Consider the following 21,751-nt stretch of genomic DNA (forward strand, 5'->3'; position numbering starts at 1 on the left):
AAAATGAACATAGGGCCGCTGCTTGATTTCATTTTCGTTTAGGGTGGGATGCAGATGATGTTTCAGCATGTGTTTGCGGAAATGAATGATATGTTGGAAGAGATTGCCGAGATGTACCCGGTCGCGAAAGGCAGCCAGAAGCAAGAGCTGGCCAAGAAATGGCAGATGCTGAAGCAGATGAGCGATGGGATTATTGAAGAATGGCTTTCTTTTGAAGAGAAAATGAGTGTGGTACGCAAAAGCTGGGGATTAATGGACTCCGTTCAGCAAGTAGAGCTGCCTGAGATGAAGTCGGGCTCCTTCATTAAAGGACAGGGCTATTACAAGCTGATGATGTACTCCCATGCGGCCAAACATTTCAAGCGTACCACCGAGGAATTTCAGGATAGTCTGCTGGCCCGGATCTACTTGGCTATGTCCTACTTGAATATGAATGATACCCGGGAGGCGGGACGTCAATTTCAGTGGGTGCTGCCGCTAACTGACAACAAGCGGCTAAGATCCATTATTTATAATGCTCTTGGCTGTATCGAGGCCAAGCACAACCAAATGGACAAGGCGCAGGAATATTTTACTTTGGCCCATCATATCGATCCTTCTTTCACCGAGCCCTTGAATAACTTGGATGTGTGTCAACAAAAGCGGGGGTCGCTGCAGTTCGGGTCCCAGCTTGCTTCATTAATGTAATGGATCTTAATTTAATGAACGATGCGACCATTCAAATGGAAATTTTTCGCATCGTTTTTTTTGTATTTTTAGACGGGATGAGCGGTGCGAATATTTGTTTGCATGTCTTAATTTCCAAACCGAGTTTTTTTTGTTATGCTGTTAGAGAGACTGGAATGAAAGGTAATGAGTATATAATGAAATATGCCGTTCTCGATTTTGAAACGACAGGTAACCAGTCCTCTGATGAAATTATTCAAGTTGGGCTTGCTATTATAGATCACGATCGCACGATTGCTCAGGTATATTCCTCTTATGTGAAGCCGGGTGTACCGATTCCTCCTTTTATTACAGGGTTAACTGGGATTACTGAGGAGGATGTCCAGAGTGCTCCCTTGCTCGATGAGGTCATGATGGAAATGGTGCCTCTTCTGGACGATGTGGTTCTTGTCGGACATAATGTGGCTTTTGACTTTAATTTCTTACAGAGTGCTTTGGATCGAACCGGATATTTGCCGTTTACAGGCAGAATTCTCGATACCATGGATTTTCTTAAAATCATGTTTCCTTCACTTACATCCTATCAGCTTGGCTTTGTGTCAGGTGAATTTGAGGTCGTTCACGACCGGCCGCATCAAGCGGATTCCGATGCTTTGGCTACTGCACTTATTTTTGTTAAATGTCTCGAGGAAATTGATGACCTTCCCTTACTTGCTTTGCAGCGGCTGTCTGACCTGTTCTCAGGCGAGGACAGTGATTTGGGATGGTTCTTTGATGCTGCCCTTCAGGAAAGGGAGAAGGAGACGGATGCCTCTACGGATGGCTTCAATTATTATCGGCAGTTCGCTCTTCGTACCGAAGACTGGATAGATATCAAGCCGCCGCGCAGTGAGGATCTGGATAACCCACTGAAAGACAAGACATTCGAGCAGTTCATGGATGAGGTTCGGGCTAATCTGAAGGGCATACTCCCTGGGTATGAAGAGCGGGAAGCCCAGAACATGATGCTTGGAGAAGTCATGAAGGCTTTTGATGAGGATAAGCATCTCCTGATTGAAGCAGGCACAGGCACGGGGAAATCGCTCGGTTACTTGCTGCCGGCGATATATCACAGCGTTAAGTCTGAAGAGAAGGTTATGGTAAGTACGCATACCATTAACCTGCAGGAGCAGCTTCGGGAGAGAGACATTCCTCTTCTTACCGAGGTAGTCCCTTTTGCATTTCGGGCGGCCATCTTCAAAGGACGCGGACATTATTTGTGCCTGCGCAAGTTTGAACATAAAATAAACAAGAGAGATTTTGTGACGCCCAAGGAAGAAGTCATGACGGCTGCGCAGATGATCGTCTGGTTAACCCAGACAGAGACCGGGGATGATGAAGAGCTGAACCAGGGCAATCGGGGAGCGGATTTCTGGGAGACCGTTGCCAGTGAATCGGATTCCTGTCTAGGACGCTCCTGTCCGTGGTTCCGTAAGTGCTTCTATCATAAGGCCAAACATGAGGCTGGAGTTGCGGATGTAGTGATCACGAACCACTCCAAGCTGTTCACGGATGTGAAAGCGGGTCATCAGCTGCTTCCAAGCTATGAGCGCCTTGTCATTGACGAGGCCCATCATCTCGAAGAGGTTGCCGGCAAGCATCTGGGGATGAACATGAAGTACTTTACTGTCGTTCATACCTTGACACGCCTCTTCAAGGACAGCAGGACCGGACAGCTGCCGAATCTTCGATCCCAGCTTCAGAGCAGCGGATCGGAGAAGGCCAGCGAATGGATGAGTGTTATTGATAACCTGTATCCGGAGATTCTTGAGATCAAAGAGAACTGGGACCGCCTAAGCGATCAATTGTTCGGACTTATGCCGGAGCGAAGTGATGCTGCACCCGGGGATCCGGGACAGTTCGTGCTTCGTCTGCTTCCGAACAAGAAGCCCAAGAACTGGGATGCTCTAAGCGAGATAGAGAATCAGATGTATATGACCATGGGAACGGTAATCCGCAAAGGCGAGCGAATGGTGAATGAGCTCAAAGATGAGGATGACAACTACAGCTCAGAGAGCCTGGTGACGGATATCAGTGGTCTGTTTAAGGATTTAGGTGCGGAACGGGATAGTCTTCGCTCATTCATGAAGCTGGACAATGAGGAGACGGTCTACTGGCTAGAGGGCAACGGTCATTACCGCAGCCGTTCACTCCAAATCTATGCGGTCCCCGTCGAGGTTAGTGAACAGCTCAAAGCCCTATTCTTTGACAAGAAGAAGAGTGTCATCATGACCTCAGCTACCTTATCCGTAGATAAGTCGTTCCAGTACATGATCGAGCAGCTGGGTCTTGTGGAAGCTTCCGAGCAGGATCAACTGCTGACCTCACTGCTTCCCTCCCCGTTTAAGTACCGGGAACAGGCTCTGCTGGTCATTCCACGGGATTTCCCTAGCGTGAAGGGCAGTGTGGGGGATGACCATTTCGTCAATACGCTCGTAGCGTCATTAGCGGACTCGGCAGTCGCTACCCAGGGAAGAATGTTGGTCTTGTTCACCTCCTACCGGATGCTGAGACAAGTGTACGACCCTTTGAAAGAGGTTCTATCCGCGCAGGGGATCACGGTCATTGGACAAGGGGTAGACAGCGGGAACCGCACCAAGCTTACGCGAAGATTTCAAGGCCAGCAGGCCTCTGTTCTGCTGGGTACGAGCAGCTTCTGGGAAGGTGTGGACATACCGGGTGAGGCTCTGACAAGTCTTGCTATCGTGCGGCTGCCGTTTCAGCCTCCGAACCATCCTCTGGTGGAAGCGAAGAGCGAACGGCTGCAGCAGCAGAAGAAGAATCCTTTCATGAAGCTGTCCGTCCCGCAAGCGGTAATCCGATTCAAGCAGGGCTTTGGACGGCTCGTACGATCCTCACAGGATCGGGGTATCGTGATTGTATATGATACACGTATCCTGGAGTCTTATTACGGGAAGTATTTCCTGTATTCATTGCCAGGCCCGAAGATGGAGCATATGCCTACCAACCAGATGGTGCCCCGGATTTCGGAATGGCTTAACGACCGGTAATTGACCGGACTCAATCGCATTAGGGGGAAAAAGAAATGAAGTCGGAGAAAATTTCAGATGCGGTGGTACGAAGATTACCCGTATATCTGCGCTTTCTGAATGAACTGAGTCATCGGGAAGTCTCAACCGTCTCATCGCAGGAGCTCGGACAAAAGCTGGATTTGAACCCGGCCCAAATCCGCAAGGATCTTGCTTACTTCGGTGATTTCGGGCGCAAAGGGATTGGATACGATGTCGCCTATCTGATCGAGAAGATTCGCCAAATTCTCAACCTGGACCAGCAGATCAATGTAGCTCTGGTTGGAGCAGGGAATCTGGGCCAGGCCCTGTCCAATTACAATACTTACCTGAAGGATAACATGAAGATTGTAGCGGTATTCGATGCCTCGGAGAAGAAGGTTGGCCAGAAGATTAATTCGTTGACCGTACAGCCGATCGAAGATCTTGGAGCTACCGTCAAGAAGTTCAATATCCGGATTGGAATTATAACTGTTCCAGATTTTGAAGCACAGCGTGTAGCCGATCAGCTTATCGAAGCGGGAATTGAAGCAATCCTTAACTTTGCACCTACAATTCTGAAGGTGCCAGCCGATGTGCGCCTGCACGCCGCTGATTTCACGACGGATCTGCTCAGCCTCGCATATTATTTGGGTGATGGAAAGGAAGTACTGACACATGAGTCGTAAATGGTTAATCGAGAACGGTACTTTTGTCGTCTTGGAACCGGGATGTTCTGTAGTTAAGGGGTATATGTTAATTGAAGATGATCTGATCAAATATGTCGGCGAGTCCCGCCCCGAGATCGAAGAGGGTACAGATACCTTCGACGGCAGCGGCCTGCTGTTCGCCCCAGGGCTTGTTAATACCCATGGTCACGCGGCTATGTCCCTGCTCCGGGGTTACGGAGACGATATGCTGCTCCAGACCTGGCTGCAGGAGAAGATGTGGCCCATGGAAGCGAAGTTTACTTCAAGGGATGTCTACTGGGGGACTGCTCTGTCTGTAGTAGAGATGCTTAAGGGAGGTACTACAACCTTCCTGGATATGTATGATCATATGGATCAAGTGGCTAAAGTTGCCGACGAGTCAGGCATACGCGCCGTACTGATGCGCGGAGCGATTGGGCTGTGCCCGGAAGACGTGCAGCAACAAAAGCTGGAGGAAGCGATCAGGTTCGCTCAGGACTGGCATGGCAAGGCGGATGGACGGATTACGACGATGATGTCCCCGCACTCTCCCTATACTTGTCCTCCTGCATTTATAGAGAAGTTCGTTCAAGCGGCAAATGACCTGGATCTTCCGCTGCATACCCACATGTCTGAAACGGCGGCTGAAGTGCAGCAGAATATCGAGGAGTATGGACTCCGTCCTACGATGCACCTGGAGAAGCTTGGCTTCTTCTCACGTCCTTCAATCATTGCCCACGGTGTTCATTTGAATGACGAGGAAATTGAGATTCTGGCTGGACATCATGTGGCCGTCTCACATAATCCAGGGAGCAATTTGAAACTCGCGAGCGGCGTTGCGCGTGTAGTAGATCTGTTAAAGTCAGGTGTAGTTGTATCGCTGGGTACTGACGGAGCGGCAAGCAATAACAACCTCGACATGTTCGAGGAGATCAGGTTAGCAGCCTTGATACATAAAGGGGTATCGGGTGATCCGACCGCTGTACCGGCAGAAGAAGCGCTTAAGATGGGTACCCTATATGGGGCAAAGTCCGTATACCTTCCGAATACCGGTAAGCTTGCTGAGGGTATGAAAGCCGACTTTATTGCGATCAACACGGATCAAGCTCACTTTATTCCACATACGGATTTCATTTCACATATGGTCTATTCAGCGGGACCAAAAGATGTTGAGCACGTATGGGTGAACGGCAATCAGGTTGTGAAGCATGGCAGCTGTCTGACCATTGATGAAGAACGGGTACGCCGGGAAGCTCAAGCTTGTTTTGAAGGATTGCTCTCCCGCTAAGCGGAGCACTTCTGAGGGAAAGGAAGTGAGCGCATGAGGAAAAAAACGAAACGCATACTCATATCGATACTGCTGGCTCTGCTGATCTTGATAGGAATTCAGCAATACTATGTGTATACCATGAAGGATTACTGGAACGAGAAGGACGCAGCTGTTATAGTGGCCAAGCAGCAGGCTAATCTTGCTTCGCTCACGCGTGCCGACAAATCCGTGTGGGATGAAGTGTGCTGGGTAGTTGAAGGTAAGAACACAGCCGGAGAAGATATTATGGTATGGGTGGTTGATGGAAAGGTGGATCATCAGGAGCTGGCCAAGAATGGGGTCAGTCTGGAACAGATCAAGAGCAGCATCAAGTCGCAGATGCCGGACATTTCCATTGTACGCCTGGTTCCAGGTATTTTTGATCAAGGAACAGGGAAGCAATACGTATATCAATTGTTCTATAAAGAAGCGGATCACTATAATTATAGATTTTATAGATTCAACGATGGACAGGCACTGCCTGAAACCTATACTTTGCCGAATAGATAGGCGTTATGCCTAGTTTCTATACCAAAAAAGACCCTCAACTTAGTTGGAGGTCTTTTTTTGATTTGCGAACAAATATTGAACTTTTGAAGATTTTATCGAGATTTTCAATAATTTTCAAATATTCTCTTAGAAAAAAGTATATATTCTATGATATACTATTGCTTGTACATTTCAGTATATAATGATACGCAAAGAAGCGGAGAAATCCGCTGGTTTTTTAAAAATTTCATTCTATGTATAAGTTTAAAATGATTAAGGGGGATATGTATTGAAATTACGTCTTGTTCCATTGATTACTAGCGTCGTTATCTCCGCAGCAGTTCTTTTTGGTGGGTGGTTCGCTTATAGTCAGTTGGCTGTTGAGGCCCCGCTTAAGAAATTAGTCACTCAGTTTCAAGGTGTTAACAACGTTCAATTTGATATTAACCAGAAACAGGTGGACTTGAAACTTGATTTGGATCCAAAAACAGATTTAAGTGGATTAGTTGAACATTTAACAGTGGATGGCAAGTCCTTATTAGGCAGCCGCAAACTCAAACTTACCGTGGTTGACCATTCCAATCAGGTGCTTGATCAGTGGTGGTCCAAGGCTCTCTTCCCGGTAGCGGAGGCCATGGACAATAAGAAGTATACTGAAATTCCAGCTACATTAGAGAAGCTTAAGGCGGGAACACCTGGGCTAACAGTCAATACAGTAATGGATAATCAAAATATATATGTTTCTCTCTCAGACGGAAAAGCCAGCAAGTTCATCATCCTTCCGCGTGTGCCGGGTGAATTGGGGGTATGGAGTAATGTCTAAATTTATAAAGGAAATCGTCGTAGGAGTTGTCCTTGTCCTTCTCGTATTCCTGGCCTACATCGGAGTTAATATTATTCCCATCATTATTGGACTTGCCATGATAGGTTCCTTGTTCGCAGTGGTCCAGATGAAAGGCGGGATCACTGTAGGTGCATCCCAAGAGCGCAAGCGGAAGAAAGCAGGTCCGGCCAAGCTTACCTTTGAAGAAATTGGCGGCCAGGATAACGCGAAGCAGGAGCTTCGTGAGGCCCTGGATTTCATGGTCAGACATGAGGAGATTCAGAAATTCGGCATTCGCCCGCTGAAAGGGATCCTGCTTACAGGTCCTCCGGGAACAGGTAAGACTTTGATGGCTAAAGCCGCAGCGCATTATACCAAGTCCGTGTTTGTGGCGGCATCCGGCTCTGAATTTGTGGAGATGTATGTCGGTGTCGGTGCAGGACGTATCCGTGAATTGTTCAAGGAAGCTCGGACACGCGCCGCACAGGAGAAGAAAGAGAATGCCATTATTTTCATAGATGAGATCGATGTTATAGGTGGTAAAAGAGAAGGCGGCCAGCAGCGCGAGTACGATCAGACCCTGAATCAGCTTCTGACGGAAATGGACGGTATCTATAACTCGGATGCTCCTCGTATACTGGTCATCGCGGCGACGAACCGCAAAGAGATGCTGGACAGCGCGCTTCTGCGCCCAGGGCGCTTCGACCGTCACATTCAAGTGGAGCTGCCCGACAAGAAAGGCCGCAAGCATATCCTTGAGCTTCATGCCAAGAATAAGCCGCTGAATGCGGATGTCAGCCTGGAGAGACTTGCTGAAGAGACCTACGGCTTCTCTGGAGCCCAGCTGGAGAGCGTAATGAATGAAGGCGCCATCTATGCCATGAGGGAGAACCTTCAGCTTATCGATCAGCGTCACTTGTCCATGGGCGTGGATAAGGTCATGCTGGGTGAGAAGACGGACCGGGAATCTACCGAAGAAGAGAAGCGGAGAGTGGCTGTGCATGAATTGGGACATGCTGTATTGGCTGAAATTGTATCACCAGGCAGTGTGAATCAGGTTGCACTAAGTCCACGCGGGCAAGCATTAGGATATGTTCGGCATAACCCGCAGCAGGAGCAGTATTTATATACCAAGTCCTATCTTGAAGGACAAATTATGGTCGCTCTGGCAGGTGCCGCGGCAGAGGAGATCTATTACGGGGGCAGAAGCACCGGTTCACGTAATGACTTTGAACAGGCTCTGAAGCTGGTACACACCATGATGACTTCGGGCCTTACACGCCTCGGCATTGTCAATATGGATATGGTGACCAAGGAAGTGCTCATGAATGAGAACAGCCGTATTCTGGATGACCTTGCACTCCGCACCAAATCAGCACTGATTGAGCATGCGGCGGTATTCGACAAATCTCTAGAAATTCTAATTCATGAAGAACGTCTCTCCGGAGAGCAATTTCGTTGTCAATTTCGTGACAGCGTCCTGTTACCAGCCTGATTTTTTCAGGTTGGTAATTTTTTTTTACTTTTTATTCGTGCTAAGATATTATTATATGTTGGGTATAAAAAGATGTATTATTCGACATCGAGGGTATAATAAGATGTATGGAGATTAATACAAAGGATGGAGAGAGACACCATGTATTTTAAAAAAATAGGCGTTATCGGTGGCGGTACGATGGGCCAGGGCATTTGCGAAATGCTGGCGGCCAAGGGACTTGAAGTTCTGCTCGTTGAGGAAACCCCGGACAAATTGAACCATGCTTACAGCATGATAGAGACAAGCCTGGATAAGCAGCTTGAGAAGTGGGCAATCACCCAGGCAGAGAAGAAATTGATTCTTTCCCGTATTCAAAAAGTTACACATTTTGCCGAACTTGGATCATGCGATATGGTGATCGAGACGATTTCGGAGGATTTGAATGCGAAGAAAGAAGTGTTCACACAGCTTGATCAAGTCTGCCCAAGCAATATTATTCTTGCAAGTAATACTTCAACACTCAGCCTGACCGAAATTGCCGGAGGCACCATGTATCCGGAACGCGTCATCGGCATGCACTTTATTTATCCCGTATCCCGTATTGACCTCGTTGAAATCATTCGCGGGCTGAAGACTTCGGAAAGTACATTTGATAACACCAAACGTTTCGTGGAAGAGGTTGTTGAGAAGCGCGGCATTATGGTCTATGAATCCCCAGGCTTCGTAACTTCGCGTATCATCTGTATTCTTATTAACGAAGCGCTTCATGTGCTGGGTGAAGGTGTTGCCACGGCGGAAGACATCGACGATTCCATGCGTATCGGGTATCAGTTCCAATATGGGCCGCTCGAAATGGCTGACCGTTTCGGACTTGATTCCGTTCTTGCTGCCCTTGAACGCATGTTCCGTGAATTCGGTGAACTCAAATACCGTCCTTCCTTTGTACTGAAGAAAATGGTCCGTGCCGGGAACCTCGGTGTGAAGACGGGCGAAGGCTTTTTCAAATACGACAAGGATGGTGACCGGATATGAAAGTTCTCGTCATAAATGCGGGAAGTTCTTCTTTGAAATATCAGCTTTACAATATGGAGGATGAGTCAGTCCTTGCGAAGGGTCTTGTGGAGCGGATCGGTATGGATTCCTCTATTCTGACGCATAAACCTACAAACAAAGAGGAAGTTACAGAGGTAAGCGAGATTCTTGAACATACCACTGCAATCCGTAAAGTGCTTGATAAGCTGACGGATAAAGAGCACGGAGTGCTGGACTCGGTTGACGAGATTCAGGCTGTTGGCCACCGCGTCGTTCACGGCGGGGAGACGTTTAAAGGCTCTGCGCTGGTAACGGGTGAGGTTAAGGCTGAGATCCGCAGACTCTTTGATCTGGCTCCGTTACATAATCCTCCGGCTATTATGGGGATTAATGCTGCCGAGAAGAACATGCCTGGCGTTCCGCAGGTTGTAGCCTTTGATACCGCCTTCCATCAGACGATGGAGGAGAAAGTATTCTTGTATCCTATTCCAAGAGTGCTGTACAAGAAGCATCATGTTCGCCGTTACGGGGCGCATGGTACTTCCCACCAATATGTAAGCAAAGCGGCTGCTGCGTATCTGGACCGTCCAATTGAAGACCTCAAGATTATCACCTGCCATATCGGTAATGGTGCGAGTCTGACCGCAGTCAAAGGCGGTGTATCAGTGGATACATCAATGGGTCTAACTCCACTTGAAGGACTTATGATGGGTACACGTAGCGGGGATCTCGATCCTGCAGTCGTTACTTTTGTCATGAACAAAGAAGAGCTTTCAATTAGTGAAGTGAATTCCATGCTTAACAAGCACAGCGGATTGCTAGCAATCTCCGGTGTGAGCAGTGATATGCGTGACATTACGGATGGCATGGAAGCTGGAGAAGCCAACGCTACTCTTGCATTCGAGATGTATGAGTATCGCCTGCGCAAGTATATCGGTGCCTATGCTGCTGCGATGAACGGGGTAGATGTGATCGTGTTCACGGCCGGTGTGGGAGAGAACTCTGTAGTTGTCCGCGAGAAGGTCTGCGAGAATCTGTCCTATCTGGGTGTGGAGATCGATCCTGAGCTGAACAAGATCCGTTCGGGTGAGCCTCGCCGGATTTCATCTGCTAACTCCAAGGTTGAAGTACTTGTAGTGCCAACGAATGAAGAGCTTGTCATTGCCCGGGATACGAACCGAATTGTACAAGAAGCCAAGCAGGCTCAATAATATAGCAGTACTTAGAGGAGAGAGATAACATGGCGGTCAAAACAGTGATTCGTCAAGTAGGTAATCACGTCGGTGAGACAGTAACCATCGGGGCTTGGGTCAATAACAAGCGTTCGAGCGGGAAGATTCAATTTCTTCAGCTTCGAGATGGTACAGGGTACATTCAAGGCGTGGTGGTTAAGAGTGAAGTCTCCGAAGAGATTTGGGACAGAGCCAAGAGCCTGACTCAGGAAAGCTCGCTCTATGTTGAAGGAATTATCCGCGAGGAGCCGCGCAGCGCCTCAGGGTATGAACTGACTGTAACTAATATTGAGATCATTCATCTTACCGAGAACTATCCGATCACCCCTAAGGAGCATGGGGTTGATTTCTTGATGGATCACCGGCATCTATGGCTTCGTTCGTCGAAGCAGCGTGCCATCATGGTTATTCGGGCGGAGATTATCCGTGCAGTTCAGCAGTTCTTTGATGAGAATGGGTTCACTCTGGTGGATCCGCCGATTTTGACACCGACCTCAGCTGAAGGAACAACCAACTTGTTCCACACGAAATATTTTGATGAAGATGCTTATCTGACGCAAAGCGGCCAGCTCTATATGGAAGCTGCAGCTATGGCGCTGGGTAAAGTATACTCATTCGGACCTACCTTCCGTGCGGAGAAGTCCAAGACCCGTCGGCATTTGATCGAGTTCTGGATGATCGAACCGGAGATGGCGTTCACGGATCATGAGGAAAGTCTCAAGGTACAGGAGAACTTTATTTCTTATGTAGTCCAGTCCGTACTCAAGAACTGCCGCGCAGAGCTTGAGGCCGTAGGGCGTGATGTCTCCAAGCTGGAGAACATTCAAGTTCCGTTCCCGCGGATTACCTACGATGAAGCGATAGAATTCCTTAATACACAGGAATTTGATATTCCTTGGGGAGAGGATTTCGGGGCTCCACATGAGACGGCCATTGCTGAACGTTATGACAAACCTGTGTTTATTACCCATTATCCTAAGGATATCAAGGCTTTCTACATGAAGCCTGATCCGAACCGGCCGGATGTAGTACTCTGCGCCGATATGATCGCTCCAGAAGGTTATGGTGAAATTATTGGCGGTTCGCAGCGGATTGATGACCCTGAGCTGATGGAAGAGCGGTTCAAGGAGCACAATCTCTCTACAGAGACTTATCAGTGGTACTTGGACCTTCGTAAGTATGGATCGGTTCCTCACTCCGGATTTGGTCTTGGGCTAGAGCGCACTGTGGCCTGGATATGCGGGCTTGATCATGTGCGTGAGACGATTCCATTCCCGCGTACTCTGTATCGTCTGTATCCGTAAGTTGCAATGAAAGCCTTGCGTTGTTCCTGAATTAAAGAGGTGAATGTTGGATGGGAATGGGCGAAGGTTGGAAGGTGTGGGCAAATGGCATAGCTTACGGGCTGGAAAAGGGTTCAGCCAGTGTTCCGTATGCCCTGTTGGCTCATTACCGAAAGCTTAAACTAAGTGATACCGAAGTTATGCTGTTGATCCAGCTGCTGGCATTCAAGCAGCTGGACCAAATGGATTTTCCGTCAATGGAAGAGCTTGAGCGAAGAATGGGAGCGGCTCCTTCTGTAGTAGCCAGCGCAATTCGCAAGCTGATGAAGGATGGCTGGCTCGCCATTGATGAGGTGACTGACCATTCCGGTCTTCGTTCAGAGCGGTACAATCTGACCGGAATGTATCATAAATTAAGTGTATGTCTAGCAGAAGAAGCCGCAGCGGAACGCCAGAAGGAGCGATTCTCCAAGGTAGAGGAGCCTGCTTCATCGGAGGATCAGCAGCGTAACTTGTTCGTGGTGTTTGAGAAAGAATTTGCACGGCCATTATCACCGATGGAATGTGAGACGATATCGGGCTGGCTGGATCAGGACGGTTATCCTGATGAGTTAATCCGGCTTGCTTTGAAGGAAGCCGTGTTCGCGGGTAAAGTACATTTTCGGTACATTGACCGCATTCTGCTGGAATGGAGCCGCAACCGGGTTAAGACAGCCCAAGATGCGAAAGCCTACACCCAGCGATTCCGCGGTAATGGCAAGTGAGATGGTATACTAGAGGTTGTTCCATCAGCCAGAAGGCTGACAGGAGCAGCCTCTTTTTTACGTGAAGGTAAACGTTGTGAATGTTGCTTCAAGAGACAGGTAGTTGACCTGAGCATACTTCTGAAACTTACGAAAGTGTTGAGAAATGCAGGTTATAAGGAATCGGATTTCCTATTACATACTATATTTCGGCCATTTAATGAGATCCAGAAAACAAGTGATCTCGTTCGTTAATAGATTTTGTATAAAAACTAAAAATTTCTGCAGGGGTTCATCAAGGTAACGACGTCTATTTAGTTGGAAGGAGGGGAGAGCTATAGAAGAGGAGCTTCGGATCAGCCAGATCCTGCAGGGGAACCAGGATGCATTCAAGCAGCTGGTGAATGATTACGGTCCGTACCTTTACCGGATGGCTTACTCGGTTCTTCATGATCAGAAGGCAGCGGAGGACACCGCGCAGGAGACGTTCATCCAAGTCTATAAATCTCTCCCGGAGTACCGGTCTCAAGGATTCAAGACGTGGATTACGAGGATCTGTATCAACAAAGCCATTGACTGTAAGCGAAGGCTGGCAAGGCGCAGGGAAGATGAATGGGAGAGCGAAGTGGTACTCCAGCAGATACCGTCTCAAGATGAGGATACACTTGATCGTCTGGTAAGAAAGGAACGTATTCAGAGCGTGGCACGCCGGATTAATGAACTTCCGGATTCGCATAGGGAGATTGTCACTGCCTTTTATTTGAATGAGCAAAGCTATGAGGAGATTGCCGCAGATCAGAGCATTGCGGTGAAGACGGTGGAGTCCAGGCTTTACCGTGCCAGACATTGGATGAGAGAGCATTGGAAGGAGGAGGATTGGTCATGAGAGAGACGGACATACAGCGCCAGCAAATGTGGAGACAGTACATACTTGGTGAATTAAGCACGAACAAGCAGGTAGAATTGGAACGAATGTTGATTGAAGATGAAGCTGCCTTGATGGAATATATGGAAGCCTTCGAAAGTATAGAGAAGGAGCTTCCGCAGCTGCCGAATACGAATGATTTTACAGACCAAGTGATGAGAGCCCTGCCTTTTACAGATTCCTCAGCAGCTCCATTGCAGCCGATTAAGCCGGATTCCAGGCGGGCTTGGATTAAACATCCGATTACCCACTATACGGTTGCAGCGTCGATTACTCTTCTGCTAATAACCTCGGGATTCTTCGATCAGTTAACTATAAATGTCGATGATATGGTGAAGGAAGACAGTAAGCCCTATAGCGAGCAGTGGATGAACAAAGCAACAAGCTGGCTGGATACATGGAATAATCACAAGTAGGGAGAGGATGAATGAAATGCCGGTAATACGAAATCGGGTCACTGCTTTTTTTATGAACTTTTTGCCTGGACTGGGACATTTATATTGGGGAAAAAAGATTAGATGCTTTTTCTATATGTTGTTCTTCTGCGGATTTTTATTAGGAGGGTTCTCATTGGCTCTTCTAAGCAATCAAGGGGAACCATTTGTCTTTGGAATTGTCTGTGCGGCTATTGTATGGGGAGTAAGTATGTTTGATCTGTTCATTGTGCTGCTCAGGGACTATCCTGTTCAGGGAAACCCTCCAGGTTATGCCCATTCTGCTGAGCTTAGCGGACGGCAGGATGCAGAACGCTTTTTTACAATCCTGCTTTCCTTTGTACCTGGACTGGGTCATTTCTATATGGGACTGATGCAGAGAGGACTCTCTTTTCTGGTTGCCTTCTTCGGGACGATCACGATGCTCATCTTTGTTGCTGGGATTACGAATGACTCGGTTCTGGTCTTCCTGTGTGTCCTGCCTGTGATCTGGCTATATTGCATGTTCGATGCGGTTCAATGTATTCACCGTAAGCTATCAGGAGAAATATTAACAGACCGTACTTTGTTCAGCGATTGGGAGATTAGCCGGGAGAACGGTCGCCGGAGTAAATTCATAGCTACTCTGCTGTCGGTTGTTCCAGGTGTCGGACAAATGTACTTAGGACTTCAAAGACGTGGGATTCAGCTCATGATTCTGTTCCTGGGGACATTCTATATCATCGATGTGATCCGTCTCTCCTTGTTCCTGTTTCTGCTGCCTTTGATCTGGTTCTTCAGCTTCTTTGACGGATTGCAGCTGACCAGCAGATATGGAAGAGAGCCTTTGATTGACAAACCTCTGGTTGAGGGTCTTGGAAATCATAAGCGGCTGCTTGGAACGGTACTGCTTCTACTGGGGCTTTATTATGTCAGTATGAATTTGATTGTGCCTTACTTGGCCTCTCACTATCCGGGGCTTTGGATCGAATCTCGGATCAATAAATATCTTAAACCTTTTATTGTATCCGTAGTACTGATTGGCGGAGGCTTGAAGTTGCTTACTGGAACAAAACGCAGATCATCTGGAGTTCAAGTGGAGAGAAGGAACTTTGATGAAGATCGATTCTAACTCTTATAGTTCAGTGCAAACTCCCTATGTCAGATCTTATGAAATTCAGAGGACGAGTGCTGGAAAATGGCGGGTGGGCACACTTTCGATGGGCCTATCTCTGCTAATGGTGGGGATTGTCATCCTAATCTCGCACGTGTATGGTTATTCAAGCTGGGCAGCAGCTGGAGCGTGGTGGCCGATCTATTTCATTCTGCTCGGAATCGAAATCCTGGCTGACACAAGCTTACTTATTTCTTCTTGGACATTGACTCCTCCAGAATATACAGAATCACCATAACGAGGAGACCTTCAACGAACAGACTATCCGGATAAAAGAATTCCATACCGATCAGTTCCTTTCAATTCAGAATAGGAACTAAAGAAGAGGGGGCACTTGGTGCCTCCTCTTATTAGGTTGTATCGTAATTGTAACACAGCCGAAGTTATATTCCAATAAATGGATATCCTGTGCAGGTGATTACTTGCGAAGAGCCAGACTCCGGTAGATGTGCTCAAAAATAAATTCAAAGGACTCCAAATGACGCTTAGCCTCAAATGCATTCGCTCCCCAAGCATAGATACCGTGATTGCGAAGCACAATTCCCGGGATATCCGGATTCAGAGCTGCCGGAATCAATTCGGCAATTCTAGGAATCTCCGCATAATTTGGAACGACAGGAATTTCGATTCTCGCATTCTCTTCCCAAATTCCAAGTCCTTTAATGAGCTCGATCCCTTGAGCTGGAATAGCTCCTTTATCGCCGTAGCCTTCACTAATGATATTGTTATAAATGGTATGCACATGGAAGATGGCTCCGCATCCGGTGAGGCGATAAATCTCGGCGTGGATTAAAGTCTCCGCACTGGGCTTTAAGCTGGTGACTTCACATGGACGGCCCTGTTGGTCCACGAACAAGAAATCCTCCGGGGTATGCACGGATTTGTCTTTGCCGCTTGAAGTTACAGCGAAATGGAACGATTCAGGTGAGAAGTCACCAACCCGGATGGACAGGTTGCCGCTTGTCCCAGGGAACCAGCCGCGTGCCGCGAACTGTTCCTTCACCTTGTGGAGCTCTTCGAGAGCTCCCAGCTTCTCCTCTAAGGGAATATTCGTGAAACTCATCGTTTAGATTCGCCCTCTCTCTTTTTGAAATCCTCAGTAATCTCTACAAATGTCTCAAAAGGGGTATGCGGTACTCCGAGCTCTACACATTTCTCTGTCAAATGAGATCTGGAATAGATTCGGTCCGCCAGCTTTGCCGCTTCAAAGTCAGTCAGGCTGTCACCAATCAGAATACGTTCATATTGGTCAGCAGGGAACTTGCGCATTACGGTAGTCTTGCACATTCCGCAGTCATTGCTGCAGTGTTCGTCACAGAGGTGCGGCCAGGTAATCTCGATCTTGGCTCCTGTGAAGTCAGAACCGTTACAGTAGATGTGATCGGCAGGGATGTCAAAGGGCGCGAGAAGAGGCTCTAAGAAAAAGTCAATGCCTCCGCTCGTGACATAGAAGGGAATGTTCCTGCTTTTCAGATAGGTCAAGAACTCACCAAAACCCTCTCGTATACCCGCTTGACCAAGTACAAATTCCGTAATCTCCTCGCGTCGGTCAGAAGGAATGAGCGCGAACATGGCACCTACGCCTTCGTGGATCGACAGCTCACCAGCAACAATCCGCTCCATGATCGGTTCATAGCCCTCTGGCTTGAAATGCTTCATAATTGCTACAATATTGTCGCTTAGTGTGATGGTTCCATCGAAATCACAGAAGACAACCGGGTCTAAGTTGTTGGTCATTTCCGGCCTCCCCAGATCTTGAGAGCTTCATGAAGCTCGGGATTGGTCTTGGATGCTTCCTCCAGTGATATGCCTTTCAGACTGGCGTCAATCGCTTGAAGGAATGCTTGCCCGCCGGCCGAAGCTCCGCCCGGATGACCATGAATGCCGCCTCCCGCATTGACAACCACATCATGTCCGAAGTCAGCAAGCAGCTGCGGGACAAGACCCGGATGAATACCTGCTGAAGGAACCGGGAAGCTGGTCTTCTGCGGCAGGTCAGTCCGTGTGAGTTCCGCGCGGATAGCCAGATTCTCTTCCCGCGGCATAACTACGGACCCGTACGGGGAAGGGAAGAGAACCAAATCTGCTCCAGCTGTCCGCATCAGCTTTCCAAGCAGCAGGGAAGCAGCAATTCCATATTGAGGGGATGGATAGAATGCACCTGCCAGGGAAGGGTGAGCTGCGATAGGAATCTGGATATCAGGGTCGCCGCTCAGTTCCTGAAGAACGTCAAGCCCATATGCTAGAGGACTGAACAGCAGGGCAGTCGCCCCTGCGTTAATGGCTTTGAGGGCCTGACTGCGAAGCTGTGAAGTCGGACCGGTCAAGTTCACGGCATACAGCAGCTTTTTACCTGTCGTCCGCTCCGCTTCCTCGGCCGCCTTGCGGCATACCTCAGCTCTCCGCTCGATAGGGGTGAGCGGGTTCTCGAACAGAATCTCGTCATCCTTGATCAGATCTACTCCGCCCAAGGCCTGAGCTAAGAATTGTTCCTTCAGTCCTTCAAGGTCGTAGCCGACGACCGATTTAAAAATGCTCATGAGCAGAGGTCGCTCGGGCGCATTAAGAAGGCTGCGAATGCCCTCTATGCCGAATTTTGGACCCGGAAAGCCGGACAGGAAGTCTTCTGAGAAGCCGAGATCCAGCAATTTGATCTGGCCGTCCATGGAGATTTTGCCAAAGGCCGTGATCAGCAGGGCTGGCAGATCTCTCGTGAAGTTGAGATCCGGGTAGGCAATCGTTACATCAGCATAACGTCCTGCAGCGGATTCTTCATGTTCCTCAATGCTAACGACATGGCCAAGATGCTTGCGCATGCTTTCCTGCTTAAGCTGAGGCAGTTCTGTCCAGCTTCCGACGGTCATGCCAACTGCGATGGATTCTGCTTTGCGGCGGAAGTCTGCTTTAGGGTCATGAATGCGGTAAGTAGCCGTGCAGAAGCTCATGAGAGGGCCTCCTCTACAGCTGCCCCCATTTCACGGGAACGTTCTGCACAGCGCCGAACTGCAGCTTTGACGGTTTCTGTAAATCCGGCTCCTTCAAATACTTCAAGAGCAGCTTGAGTGGAGCCATTAGGTGAGGTGATGGCTTTGCGAAGGAGGGCCGGATCTTCACCTGTCTGGATCATCATGCTCGCAGCTCCGAGTACGGTCTGAACGGTAAGCTCACGGGCCTGCTCAGGGCTTAAGCCGCCTTCGGTTCCGCCAGCAATCATGGCCTCCATCATATAGTAAATATAAGCCGGTCCGCTGCCGGAGATCCCTGTAAGAATATCCATTTGCTCTTCTGGGATCACGCTTACGAGACCCACCGCTTCAAAGATTGAGAGAACCTGCTGGCTTCGCTCAGCCGATACTTCAGATGAGAAAGCAATTCCTGTTGCTCCTAGCCCAATCGAGCTCGACGTGTTAGGCATCGTCCGGGCAACGGGCTGCTTGCGTCCTAACAAGGCTTGAATGGTGTTGATCGAGAGTCCTGCAATGACAGAGATAATAAGCTGGTCTTCAGAGAGGAGGGGGCCAAGCGCCTTCAGCGCTTCGCCGGCATCCTTCGGTTTCATGGCAAGGACTAGGATGGAGGCCCCTTGCAGAAGATCCTTTTTGCTCTGAGCATCTCCAGCAACTCTTACCCCATAAGTGCTACGCAGGAAATCAAGACGTTCCTGGCTGCTCCGGTTGATCATGGAGATTTGCTCCGGCTTGGCTACGGATTTGTCGATAAGGCCCCGGACGATAGCTTCTGCCATTGAGCCAGCTCCATAAAAGGTGATGTTGAACTGATTTGTGCCGGTTCCGGATAAATGACGGGATTGTTCTGACATGCTGTGTTCCTCCTTTATTGACGTATTTGGCCGCTGCCTTGAATGATGTATTTGCTTGAAGTCAGAGCTGGAAGACCCATAGGTCCCCGGGCATGAAGCTTCTGGGTGCTGATGCCGATCTCTGCACCGAAACCAAACTCGAATCCATCGGTGAAGCGGGTAGAGGCGTTATGATAGACCGCAGCCGCATCGACTTCGTTCAGGAAGCGAACCGCATTCTCTTCATTCTCGGTGACGATACACTCGGAGTGCTTGGTGCCATACTTGGAAATGTGCGCCAGGGCCTCATCCAGGTGGGACACCACTTTGATATTAAGAATATAATCGTTATATTCTGTAGCATAATCCTGCTCAGTTGCTTCCTTGGCCCATGGCACGAGCTGCCGGGTTAAGGAACAGCCACGAAGCTCAACCTTAGCTTCCTTGAAGGCTTCTGCCAGCTCACTTAAGTGTGCCGCAGCGAAAGACTCGTGAATAAGCAGAGTCTCCATGGCGTTGCATACGGAAGGACGCTGGACTTTAGCATTGAGTGAGATTTCTTTGGCCATTTGCGGTTCAGCCGATGCGTCGAGATACGTATGGCAGATACCGGCGCCAGTCTCGATAACGGGAACAGTAGCATTTTGGACCACATTTTGAATTAGTGAGCTGCCCCCGCGAGGAATGACAACATCGAGGAGACCGTTCAGCTTCAGCATTTCATCAACCGAAGAGCGGTTAGCATCTTCAATGAGCTGCACGGCATGTGGCGGAATTGCTGTACCGGACAATGCGATATGAATTAGCTCGATGATTTTACGGTTCGAGGAGAGGGCAGCAGAACCGCCGCGCAGAACTACGGCATTTCCTGTCTTCAGGCACAGACCCACAGCATCGACAGTCACATTAGGGCGAGCCTCGTAGATAATGCCGATGACTCCAAGCGGAACCCGCTTCTTCACAATATGAAGACCGTTAGGGCGCTCTATAGTCTCCAAAGTATCGCCGATCGGATCGGGTAGATGAACAATCTGACGAAGTCCTTCGGCAATGCCGGAGATGCGTTCGTTATCAAGGGCCAGACGGTCGAGAAGGGATTCTGGAGTTCCGTTATCCTTACCGCGCTGCAGGTCTTCCTGATTGGCTTCAATGATCTCGGATGCCCCGTTAATCAGAGCGTCAGCTATGGACAGTAAGGCCTCGTTCTTCTGCTCCGTCGTCAATTGACTCAAGACCAACGCCGCAGATCCGGCCTGTTCTGCTTTATTTCTCACTTCACTCATCGTTATTGCCTCCTTAAAATTATTTAAGCGAAATCCACTCATCGCGGTGAATGACTTCAAGACGATGGATTCCATCCATCTTCTTCATGACTTCCGGGCTGGGGAGACCCAACACTTCAAGCAGGAGAGCAGCATCATAATTCACAATTCCGCGTCCCAATACTTCACGCTTCTCATTAATAACTTCAACGACATCCCCTGTATGAAACTCTCCTTCAAGCGCACGTACACCAACAGGCAGGAGACTGCGGCCGCCATAGATTAGAGCCGTCTCAGCACCTTCATCCACAATCAGCGTCCCCATTGGATTAGAGAGGAAGCCGAGCCACTGCTTCTTCATGGGCAGGGAGCTTAAGCGGGTATCGAAGTAAGTACCGCGGCCGTCTCCTTGTACAGCGCGAATCAGCTCGCCCGGCAGACCGCCTTTGCCAATAAATACAGGAACTCCGCCGCGAGTGGCAATTTTGGCTGCATCAATCTTGGAACGCATGCCTCCCGTGCCGACTTTGGAGCCGGAGCCTCCCGCAATAGCGTATATTTCATCGGTGAACTCGCTCACTCTCTCAATCCGGGTAGCCGCCGGATCAATCCGGGGGTCCTTCGTATACAGGCCTTCTGTATCGGTCAGAATGACCAGGTGATCCGCCTTTAGAAGGTTAGCTACAAGCGCTGAGAGCGTATCATTATCCCCGAATTTGAGCTCGTCGATGGAGACAGTATCATTCTCGTTGATGATGGGGAGGACGCCCTGCTTGAGCAGCTCTTCTACCGCCATGCTGGCATTGCCCATCCGCTTCCTGTTCAGAAAATCCGACCTAGTCAGGAGCACCTGAGCTGCCGGAATACCATGTACCTGAAAAGCCTCCCGGTACGACTGCATCAGCAGAGCCTGCCCCACGGCCGCCGCAGCCTGCTTCTCATGCAGCAGCTTCGGTCTTTCGGCATAGCCGATTTCACGAAATCCTGCCGCGACAGCACCGGAGGTGACAAGCAGCAACTGATAACCGGATTCGCGGAGCCCGGAGAGCTCGGCCGCAAAGAATTGAACCGCCTCCCGGTTAAGTCCGCCTTCAGGTGATGTAAGCGAGCTGCTGCCTATTTTGACAACGACGCGATGATGCATGACATTCACTCCTACAATAATTTAATTCGAGTCCATATAAATAAAAAAACTCCCGCCTTTGCAGCGCAAAGGACGAAAGTTCTGACTTCCGCGGTACCACCTTTATTGATGAACTGATCGTTCATCCAACTTACAGCCTGTTAACAGAGGCAGCTGTCCGGCTTGATTAAGCCAGCCGTTCAGGGATAGGGTTCTGAAGGGCGGACGGTAAATTCTCTCAGCCAATCGGAATTTACTCTCTGGA

20 protein-coding genes are annotated in these 21,751 nt (G+C 49.0%); 14 read left to right on the forward strand and 6 right to left on the reverse strand.

What is annotated here, in order from left to right; all coding sequences use genetic code 11:
- Positions 1-54: 54 nt before the first annotated feature.
- From ACEN86_RS09300 to ACEN86_RS09365, 14 genes are all read left to right on the forward strand, one after another.
- Complete coding sequence (locus ACEN86_RS09300; RefSeq protein ID WP_495633995.1) at positions 55-687, forward strand: tetratricopeptide repeat protein; 633 nt, start codon at positions 55-57, stop codon at positions 685-687.
- Between the two features lie 176 nt (positions 688-863).
- A complete protein-coding gene (dinG, locus tag ACEN86_RS09305) occupies positions 864-3,716 on the forward strand; it encodes an ATP-dependent DNA helicase DinG (protein WP_495634262.1) in 2,853 nt (950 codons plus the stop codon).
- Between the two features lie 35 nt (positions 3,717-3,751).
- Complete coding sequence (locus ACEN86_RS09310; RefSeq protein ID WP_495633996.1) at positions 3,752-4,402, forward strand: redox-sensing transcriptional repressor Rex; 651 nt, start codon at positions 3,752-3,754, stop codon at positions 4,400-4,402.
- Positions 4,392-5,690: an amidohydrolase gene (locus ACEN86_RS09315; protein WP_495633997.1), complete on the forward strand. Its 1,299-nt coding sequence runs from the start codon at positions 4,392-4,394 to the stop codon at positions 5,688-5,690. Before ACEN86_RS09310 ends, ACEN86_RS09315 begins: the two co-directional genes overlap by 11 nt.
- 33 nt (positions 5,691-5,723) lie before the next feature.
- Positions 5,724-6,221, forward strand: coding sequence for a cell wall elongation regulator TseB-like domain-containing protein (locus ACEN86_RS09320; RefSeq protein WP_495633998.1), 498 nt, complete (start codon positions 5,724-5,726; stop codon positions 6,219-6,221).
- 268 nt (positions 6,222-6,489) lie between these two features.
- Positions 6,490-7,023, forward strand: coding sequence for a hypothetical protein (locus ACEN86_RS09325; protein ID WP_495633999.1), 534 nt, complete (start codon positions 6,490-6,492; stop codon positions 7,021-7,023).
- Positions 7,016-8,518 carry an AAA family ATPase gene (locus tag ACEN86_RS09330; protein WP_495634000.1) on the forward strand — a complete coding sequence of 501 codons (1,503 nt, stop codon included), beginning with the start codon at positions 7,016-7,018 and terminating at the stop codon, positions 8,516-8,518. Before ACEN86_RS09325 ends, ACEN86_RS09330 begins: the two co-directional genes overlap by 8 nt.
- A 141-nt stretch (positions 8,519-8,659) precedes the next feature.
- Positions 8,660-9,532: a 3-hydroxyacyl-CoA dehydrogenase family protein gene (locus ACEN86_RS09335; protein WP_495634001.1), complete on the forward strand. Its 873-nt coding sequence runs from the start codon at positions 8,660-8,662 to the stop codon at positions 9,530-9,532.
- Positions 9,529-10,743, forward strand: a complete 1,215-nt coding sequence (locus ACEN86_RS09340) for an acetate/propionate family kinase (RefSeq protein WP_495634002.1) — start codon at positions 9,529-9,531, stop codon at positions 10,741-10,743. The genes ACEN86_RS09335 and ACEN86_RS09340 overlap by 4 nt, the downstream gene beginning before the upstream one ends.
- Before the next feature lie 29 nt (positions 10,744-10,772).
- The gene (asnS, locus tag ACEN86_RS09345) at positions 10,773-12,068 is read left to right on the forward strand and encodes an asparagine--tRNA ligase (RefSeq protein WP_495634003.1); all 1,296 of its coding nucleotides are present in this window, start codon (positions 10,773-10,775) and stop codon (positions 12,066-12,068) included.
- Positions 12,069-12,118: 50 nt separating this feature from the next.
- Entirely contained in the window at positions 12,119-12,811 is a 693-nt protein-coding gene (locus ACEN86_RS09350; RefSeq protein ID WP_495634004.1) for a DnaD domain protein, read from the forward strand.
- 346 nt (positions 12,812-13,157) lie between these two features.
- A complete protein-coding gene (locus tag ACEN86_RS09355) occupies positions 13,158-13,676 on the forward strand; it encodes an RNA polymerase sigma factor (RefSeq protein WP_495634263.1) in 519 nt (172 codons plus the stop codon).
- Entirely contained in the window at positions 13,673-14,131 is a 459-nt protein-coding gene (locus tag ACEN86_RS09360) for a hypothetical protein (protein WP_495634005.1), read from the forward strand. The genes ACEN86_RS09355 and ACEN86_RS09360 overlap by 4 nt, the downstream gene beginning before the upstream one ends.
- Before the next feature lie 154 nt (positions 14,132-14,285).
- Positions 14,286-15,260 (forward strand): hypothetical protein, encoded by a 975-nt coding sequence (locus ACEN86_RS09365; protein WP_495634006.1) that lies wholly within the window; start codon positions 14,286-14,288, stop codon positions 15,258-15,260.
- 460 nt (positions 15,261-15,720) lie between these two features.
- On the opposite strand, the gene mtnB is transcribed toward ACEN86_RS09365, so the two are convergent.
- The 6 genes from mtnB to proB are packed head-to-tail and all read right to left on the reverse strand — an operon-like array spanning position 15,721 to position 21,507.
- Positions 15,721-16,365, reverse strand: coding sequence for a methylthioribulose 1-phosphate dehydratase (gene mtnB, locus ACEN86_RS09370; RefSeq protein ID WP_495634007.1), 645 nt, complete (start codon positions 16,363-16,365; stop codon positions 15,721-15,723).
- Entirely contained in the window at positions 16,362-17,039 is a 678-nt protein-coding gene (locus ACEN86_RS09375; RefSeq protein WP_495634008.1) for a 2-hydroxy-3-keto-5-methylthiopentenyl-1-phosphate phosphatase, read from the reverse strand. The genes mtnB and ACEN86_RS09375 overlap by 4 nt, the downstream gene beginning before the upstream one ends.
- Entirely contained in the window at positions 17,036-18,247 is a 1,212-nt protein-coding gene (locus ACEN86_RS09380) for a 2,3-diketo-5-methylthiopentyl-1-phosphate enolase (protein WP_495634009.1), read from the reverse strand. The genes ACEN86_RS09375 and ACEN86_RS09380 overlap by 4 nt, the downstream gene beginning before the upstream one ends.
- Positions 18,244-19,122 carry a pyrroline-5-carboxylate reductase gene (gene proC / locus ACEN86_RS09385; protein ID WP_495634010.1) on the reverse strand — a complete coding sequence of 293 codons (879 nt, stop codon included), beginning with the start codon at positions 19,120-19,122 and terminating at the stop codon, positions 18,244-18,246. The genes ACEN86_RS09380 and proC overlap by 4 nt, the downstream gene beginning before the upstream one ends.
- A 14-nt stretch (positions 19,123-19,136) precedes the next feature.
- Positions 19,137-20,384 (reverse strand): glutamate-5-semialdehyde dehydrogenase, encoded by a 1,248-nt coding sequence (locus ACEN86_RS09390; RefSeq protein ID WP_495634011.1) that lies wholly within the window; start codon positions 20,382-20,384, stop codon positions 19,137-19,139.
- 19 nt (positions 20,385-20,403) lie between these two features.
- Positions 20,404-21,507, reverse strand: a complete 1,104-nt coding sequence (proB, locus tag ACEN86_RS09395) for a glutamate 5-kinase (RefSeq protein WP_495634012.1) — start codon at positions 21,505-21,507, stop codon at positions 20,404-20,406.
- Positions 21,508-21,751: the final 244 nt, after the last annotated feature.

The organism is Paenibacillus sp. Paensp111, from assembly GCF_059492195.1.

Coding starts and splice junctions, on each gene's coding strand:
- ACEN86_RS09380 (WP_495634009.1), bottom strand. CDS start 18,247: ATGAGCTTCTGCACGGCTACTTACCGCATTCATGACCCTAAAGCAGAC.
- dinG (WP_495634262.1), top strand. CDS start 864: ATGAAATATGCCGTTCTCGATTTTGAAACGACAGGTAACCAGTCCTCT.
- ACEN86_RS09350 (WP_495634004.1), top strand. CDS start 12,119: ATGGGAATGGGCGAAGGTTGGAAGGTGTGGGCAAATGGCATAGCTTAC.
- mtnB (WP_495634007.1), bottom strand. CDS start 16,365: ATGAGTTTCACGAATATTCCCTTAGAGGAGAAGCTGGGAGCTCTCGAA.
- asnS (WP_495634003.1), top strand. CDS start 10,773: ATGGCGGTCAAAACAGTGATTCGTCAAGTAGGTAATCACGTCGGTGAG.
- proC (WP_495634010.1), bottom strand. CDS start 19,122: ATGTCAGAACAATCCCGTCATTTATCCGGAACCGGCACAAATCAGTTC.
- ACEN86_RS09335 (WP_495634001.1), top strand. CDS start 8,660: ATGTATTTTAAAAAAATAGGCGTTATCGGTGGCGGTACGATGGGCCAG.
- ACEN86_RS09375 (WP_495634008.1), bottom strand. CDS start 17,039: ATGACCAACAACTTAGACCCGGTTGTCTTCTGTGATTTCGATGGAACC.
- proB (WP_495634012.1), bottom strand. CDS start 21,507: ATGCATCATCGCGTCGTTGTCAAAATAGGCAGCAGCTCGCTTACATCA.
- ACEN86_RS09330 (WP_495634000.1), top strand. CDS start 7,016: ATGTCTAAATTTATAAAGGAAATCGTCGTAGGAGTTGTCCTTGTCCTT.
- ACEN86_RS09360 (WP_495634005.1), top strand. CDS start 13,673: ATGAGAGAGACGGACATACAGCGCCAGCAAATGTGGAGACAGTACATA.
- ACEN86_RS09300 (WP_495633995.1), top strand. CDS start 55: ATGATGTTTCAGCATGTGTTTGCGGAAATGAATGATATGTTGGAAGAG.
- ACEN86_RS09320 (WP_495633998.1), top strand. CDS start 5,724: ATGAGGAAAAAAACGAAACGCATACTCATATCGATACTGCTGGCTCTG.
- ACEN86_RS09340 (WP_495634002.1), top strand. CDS start 9,529: ATGAAAGTTCTCGTCATAAATGCGGGAAGTTCTTCTTTGAAATATCAG.
- ACEN86_RS09310 (WP_495633996.1), top strand. CDS start 3,752: ATGAAGTCGGAGAAAATTTCAGATGCGGTGGTACGAAGATTACCCGTA.
- ACEN86_RS09315 (WP_495633997.1), top strand. CDS start 4,392: ATGAGTCGTAAATGGTTAATCGAGAACGGTACTTTTGTCGTCTTGGAA.
- ACEN86_RS09390 (WP_495634011.1), bottom strand. CDS start 20,384: ATGAGTGAAGTGAGAAATAAAGCAGAACAGGCCGGATCTGCGGCGTTG.